At 36.8% G+C, this 6,131-nt stretch carries 7 protein-coding genes and 1 other annotated feature; all 7 genes read right to left on the reverse strand.

The genetic code is table 11. From position 1 onward, the window contains the following. Positions 1-25 precede the first annotated feature (25 nt). Positions 26-1,714, reverse strand: a complete 1,689-nt coding sequence (argS, locus tag CN326_RS21915; protein WP_098311089.1) for an arginine--tRNA ligase — start codon at positions 1,712-1,714, stop codon at positions 26-28. A gap of 49 nt (positions 1,715-1,763) precedes the next feature. After that, positions 1,764-1,979: a binding site (T-box leader), on the reverse strand. A 40-nt stretch (positions 1,980-2,019) separates the two neighbouring features. After that, entirely contained in the window at positions 2,020-2,796 is a 777-nt protein-coding gene (locus CN326_RS21920; RefSeq protein WP_098311090.1) for a class I SAM-dependent methyltransferase, read from the reverse strand. 45 nt (positions 2,797-2,841) lie between these two features. Then, the gene (locus tag CN326_RS21925) at positions 2,842-3,276 is read right to left on the reverse strand and encodes a BrxA/BrxB family bacilliredoxin (protein WP_098311091.1); all 435 of its coding nucleotides are present in this window, start codon (positions 3,274-3,276) and stop codon (positions 2,842-2,844) included. Between the two features lie 84 nt (positions 3,277-3,360). Next, positions 3,361-3,744 carry a thiol-disulfide oxidoreductase DCC family protein gene (locus CN326_RS21930; RefSeq protein WP_098311092.1) on the reverse strand — a complete coding sequence of 128 codons (384 nt, stop codon included), beginning with the start codon at positions 3,742-3,744 and terminating at the stop codon, positions 3,361-3,363. Between the two features lie 5 nt (positions 3,745-3,749). Further along, entirely contained in the window at positions 3,750-4,877 is a 1,128-nt protein-coding gene (locus tag CN326_RS21935; protein WP_098311093.1) for a conserved virulence factor C family protein, read from the reverse strand. 63 nt (positions 4,878-4,940) lie between these two features. Further along, positions 4,941-5,279, reverse strand: coding sequence for a single-stranded DNA-binding protein (locus CN326_RS21940; protein ID WP_098311095.1), 339 nt, complete (start codon positions 5,277-5,279; stop codon positions 4,941-4,943). A gap of 543 nt (positions 5,280-5,822) precedes the next feature. Further along, positions 5,823-6,131: S4 domain-containing protein (locus CN326_RS21945; RefSeq protein ID WP_255258186.1), on the reverse strand; the 309-nt coding region annotated here is incomplete at its 5' end.

Consider the following 6,131-nt stretch of genomic DNA (forward strand, 5'->3'; position numbering starts at 1 on the left):
TCAATTCCCTTCTCTTTCACATCCTCTACATCTCCTCAGGCGCTTCCATCCCAAGCAAACGTAAACCTTCTTTTAATACAATTTCCACCGCATATACGAGCGCAATTCTACTTTCTTTCTCTGCATTTTCTTCTAAAATACGAACGTTACCATAATATTTATTAAACGCCTGCGCCACGTCTAGTAAATACTTTGCAATATGCGATGGCTCGTATCTGATAAAAGCTGTTTCAATTACTTGCGGAAAGCGATTTAACAGTTTTATCACTGTCCAGCTTATATCATCAGTTAACTGTAATTCTTGTTTCTCAATATCGATATCGCTTTTTTTCAATAATGAACAAGTACGTGCATGTGTGTATTGTACGTATGGTCCTGTTTCTCCTTCAAATTTCAGCATATTTCCAAGCGAAAATTCGATGTTATGCATGCGTTCATTTTTCAAATCATGGAAAATAATCGCACCAACGCCGACCTGTCTCGCAACTTCATCTTTCTTCTTTAAGTTGGGATTTTTTTCTTCAATATTTTGCTTCGCTAGCGTGATTGCTTCTTCTAACACCTCTTCTAGTAAAACAACTTTCCCTTTACGAGTAGACATTTTCTTACCATCTTTTAAAATAAGTCCGAACGGAACGTGAGCCATACCTTCTACCCACTCAAATCCTAGTTTCTTTAATACAGTGAAGAATTGTGAAAAATGCAAGCTTTGTTCTTCCCCAACGACATATAATGCTTTATCAAATTCATACGTATTTTGGCGATATAATGCAGCTGTTAAATCACGCGTTGCATAAAGAGTGGCACCATCTGACTTTTTAATTAAACATGGCGGCATTCCTTCTGCCTCTAAATTTACAACTTGTGCCCCGTCAGATTCTTCTAATAGGTGGTGTTCTTCTAGAAGCGAAACAAGATCATCCATTTTATCATTATAGAAAGCCTCGCCTTGGAAATTTGAGAATTCTACGCCAAGCAGTTCGTAAATACGAGAAAACTCTTTTAAAGATTCGTGACGGAACCAGTTCCATAAATATACTGCTTCTTCATCACCATCTTCTAATTTTTTAAACCAAGCACGCCCTTCCTCTTCTAACTCGGGGTATTCTTTTACTTCTTCATGAAAACGTACATATAACTTAAATAGCTCACGAATTGGATCTTCTCTTACAAGCTCTTCATCGCCCCATTTTTTATAAGCAGTAATGAGTTTTCCAAACTGGGTTCCCCAGTCACCAACGTAGTTAATACCGACAACTTCGTAACCACATTTTTCACATATATGCTTTAATGCATTTCCGATCATTGTGGAACGTAAATGTCCCATCGAAAACGGCTTAGCGATATTGGGAGAAGAATAATCAATCACAACTGTTTTCTCTTGTCCAAAGTGCAGATTTCCGTATCCTTCCTTTTCATCTAGTATCGTATTCAGTACTTCATTACTTACAGTTTGACGATTAAAAAATACATTTATATACGGCCCAACCGCTTCTACTTTTGCAAAGAAGGAATCAGATAATTTGTCTGCTAACTCCATTGCAATCGCCGCTGGTGCTTTTTTGTATTGTTTCGCTAATGTAAAACAAGGAAAAGCAGCATCTCCAAACTCATCTTGCTTTGGCGTTTCAATTAAAGCGGCAATTTGTTGTAATGATAAACCTGGTTCTAATACTTCGAATACATGATTTGCAAGCTTCATTTTATATTCCATCAGTTTCTTCCTCCTTTTTTGCTCATAAAAAAACTCGCCTCTTTTCGAAAAAAGAGACGAGTTTACACCCGTGGTACCACCCTTGTTGTTCATACTGAACCACTTTCCCGTTTATAACGAGGTTGGGGATCCCCGGCTTACTCTACTATACCGTTCAAGCAGCATCTCCGAAGTGCGCTTCATTATTTTCTCTGCGCTAGGCTTTCACCATCCCTAGCTCGCTATCGCTTCTGAAAATAATTACTCTCTTCATCCAAGATTTTCTATACAATTTATTATAGTCCATTATACATATTATCTGACAATTAGCAAGTTTCAATTACACCAAAATGAAATTTAGAGCTTTTTCGTTTATATACAAAGAAGTTATGTTTTTTAAAACGCGTACTACGAAAATGGTCTTTTAAAACAACACGTTTTCTTGCTACACGCTTAGCCTCTTCAATTGTTTCATCCGTAATATCATTGTACAGCGCAAAATGTTTTAAACCGCGTATACCGTCTGATTCTAATACTGTTTCTTCAAACATTGGGTCTAAATACACAACATCATAACAATTCTCTGCACATTGTTGTAAAAAAGCTAAATGCTCCGTATGATTCACTGTAATTCGTTGCATTGCTTCATTTATTTCTGTCACACCGGCATTCCATTGCTTAAGACCTTTCTCAATCAAATATGCCATATAGCGGTTGCCTTCTAACCCAGTGACTTGTCCTGCTTCTCCTACGGCATAACTTGCAACGATGCTATCAGATGCCATACCTAGTGTGCAATCCAATACTTCCATCCCTTCTTCTAGCTGCGCAGCTTGCAGAAATGGATCATGTTCACCGCGCATTAATCTCTTCACGCGAAACATCGCTGAATTTGGATGAAAAAAGAACGATTCTTCCGTTCCTTGCGGAAAAATCGCTAAACGATTTTTCCCAGTAACAAGTACATCTTGTTTATATTGATCATGTAATTCATAAATAGGATGGTCATTTCTCGCAAAAAAAGAACATTGTAAATCTGCTGCTATTTTTTCAGCATATGCGGTCATTTCTTTATTTGTTCGCCCTGCTGTCGTTACAATCATTCTGCCACCTCATTACAAAGAAAAAGGGAGAAAATCTCTCCCTTTTTAGCAATGCTTTTCAAAAGCTTGTTCTAAGTTATTAATAATTTCATCCATTGTTGCACCTTCAATTTCATGACGGTGAATAAAGTGAACTACTTCTTTACCTTTTAATAGTGCCATAGATGGTGAAGATGGCGGGATATCATCAAAGTAAGAACGCATCATCGCTGTCGCTTCTTTATCTTGACCTGCAAATACAGTTACAAGATTGTCAGGTTGCTTCTCAGAACGTACAACCGCTTGACCAGCTGATGGACGCGCTAAGCCTGCCGCACAACCACAAACAGAGTTCACAACAACTAATGTTGTCCCCTCTGCATTTTCCATATATTCTTGCACATTTTCTGCTGTTGTTAATTCTTTAAATCCCGAGCGTACTAATTCTTGGCGCATTGGAATTACCATTTGACGCATGTATTCTTCGTATGCATTTGTCATGTTACTAATCTCTCCTTCAACTTTCATTCCAGATTTATCATATCACGCTCTAATAATAGACGCAAAAGAAACATAATGACTTTCTTATTTTTTCCTCGGAAGTTCGCAAACCCCATTTTTACAATGTCCAACGGGGACAATTTCCCTTTTTGTCGCAATATAATCATATAAAAAATGACCAAAACCGAAAAGAATCGATAATTTAATAAAAGGTACGATTGCCCAGTATGCAGGAATTGCTTTCGCTAAAACATCTACACTTTTAATGCCTTTATACCAACGACTATCTTTATAAATATACAGCTGTTTCTCCATATTTTGCTGTATCTCTTCTGATAAGCAATATCGCTGAACAATTTCTTCTTCGCGAAAAGAGACAAATTTGATTTTCCCCTTTTTATCTAGTTCTTTCGTTCGATTTGCAACCTTTGTACACATCGGGCACCAGCTATCATAAAAAACAAGCATGGCTATTATTCTCCTTTTCGATACTCCGTCATTTGCTTCCAAACAGAACCTTTCGCTTCTTCTCCGCCTTCAATACGTTCAAGTGCTAAGCGAGCTTGCATCGCTACCTCAAATTCTGGATCTTCCTGTGCTACGCGAAGTGCCGGAACTGCACTTTCATCACCAATTTCAAATAAGAACATTGCCGCACGCCAGCGCACAAGTTTACTTGGATCTTTTAACGCTTTAATCATCACAAACATTGCTGCTGAGTCACCGATATCTGATAGGCAGTCACCTGCTGTACGGCGTACGCTTACTGATTTATCAAGTAATGCTTTATATAGTAAAGGTAATACGGCATCACCTTTTACCATTCCTAAATAAGCTGTTGCTAAGCGACGAATCGATACTTTTTCATCTTCTAACGCTTTCTTCAGTACAGGAATATCTTCTTCTGTTGGATCCATTTGTTCAAGTGCCGCATAACGTTTTGTCCAATCAGAATCATTCATCATTTCCTCTGTTACTTTATATGGCTGACGTTTTGTAATCGTTACTTCTTTTGCTCCTGCTTGCTGTAATAATTCTTGTACAATTGTTTCTACGCGCTCAGCTGGATATGCCGCAACAATCTCTTCCACAACTTCTTTCCCGATATCTTCAAAGTCACCGTAGCGTGTACTTTGCTCAACCCACTTACGTTCTTTTACAACATTTGGCGCAGACATCTGCACTTTCATAATTGCTTCTTTAAAACGATCTGGTAATCCAACTCGTTCCTCTGTTGTACCATCTGTTAACTTCACTTGCATAGGAATAGTAAAGAACATTTGAATAAATACTTTTACTTCCCCAAAATGCGCATTAGATTCTTGTTCACTCTCCGTTGCTACTTCTTCCCCAAATACAGCACGTACTTGTTGTAAAATATGTTTCCAGTCATATTTTGCATTACGCTCTACTGCTAAAAAATCCGCAACATGATACACGCCTTTTATACCATCAATTTGTAAAATTTGCTGCACTCTTTCTGGAGCTTCTCCCATATTAGTACGTGTATAGTTATTACGTGCTCCTGACGGTAACACTTCATTTAAAATAACCTTCATTGTATTTGGACTTGGTGTCGGTTCAATCCCTTTAATTTTCACGAATAGTGTCTCTCCTTTATTGCTGTTCTTAGCTGTATTGTAACATGTTCTGAAATGAGACTCCTACTGAGGTGCTTGCTCTTTTTTCTTCTCTAAAAAAGTAATTCTTTCAATAACAACTTCTGTCTTATATATTCTTTTTCCACTCTCATTATTGTATTGACTCGTATGAATATGTCCGGTTATACCAACAAGTGCTCCTTTTTTGCAGTACATCGTTACATTTTCCGCTGATTTTCGCCAAATCATGCAGTTAATGAAATCAGCTTGCTGCTCCCCTAAACTGTTACGAAACCCTCTATTTACTGCCACACAAAGACGCGCATAAGCAATCCCTTGCTTTGTATAATATAATTCTGGATCTTTTGTTAATCTACCGATTAATACAACTCGATTCATCATACGATTCATTTCACCTCTTCTTTTTTTCTTTATTGTAGAAAAAAAGAAGAGTGCCGTAAAAAACATAAAAAGATATTTTTGTATAAAAAAACTCATTTTTGTCTTTATAAAACACCAAAAAAAAATCCTGCATGATACAAACATGCAGGATTTCTTTACTTTAATCATTTAATTCATCAGTATCGATAAAAAAGCACTCTTCTCATTTCTACACATTATAATTATGTAAACGTCTGTACACTAACATAGAGTTAGTATAGACATATGGGCTCAACTTAGCTAAGTCCTTACAATAGATTTCAAGGAGGAAATGTCCGGATGGCAAACAAGAAGTTTCATGAAGAGTTTTAAAAAATGAAATGGTAAAAGATGAATGTAATGTATTTACTAACTCTTTAATATTATTTATTCTCTGTTGATACTAATGTTAAGTGACCTATTAACTTGTTTTTGTTAACCTCTGTTATCACATGGTGATTAAATCTAACAATTGTTTCCACGACGTAAGCATAATGAATTCCCGCTGTCACCTATAACACTACCCTATTCTCCCAGTTTTACTAAGCTGTAATTCTTTTTACCTTTACGGATAATAATAAATCTTCCATCGAATGAATTTTCTACCGTAACATCTGTATTTACATCTGTTACTTTGTCTCCGTTCATCAAAATAGCTCCATTATTAATATCTTCTCTTGCTTGGCGTCTAGAAGGTTCAATTCCTAAATCTACTAACCACTCGACAATATTTTTTGTCTCCTTTGCAGAATGGAAAGTTGGCATATCTTTAAAGCCTTGTTCAATTTCATCCGCAGTTAACGCTTTAATATCTCCGCTAAATAATGCTTCTGT

Source organism: Bacillus sp. AFS018417 (genome assembly GCF_002560985.1).
In the GTDB taxonomy this organism is placed as follows: Bacteria; Bacillota; Bacilli; order Bacillales; family Bacillaceae_G; genus Bacillus_A; species Bacillus_A rhizoplanae.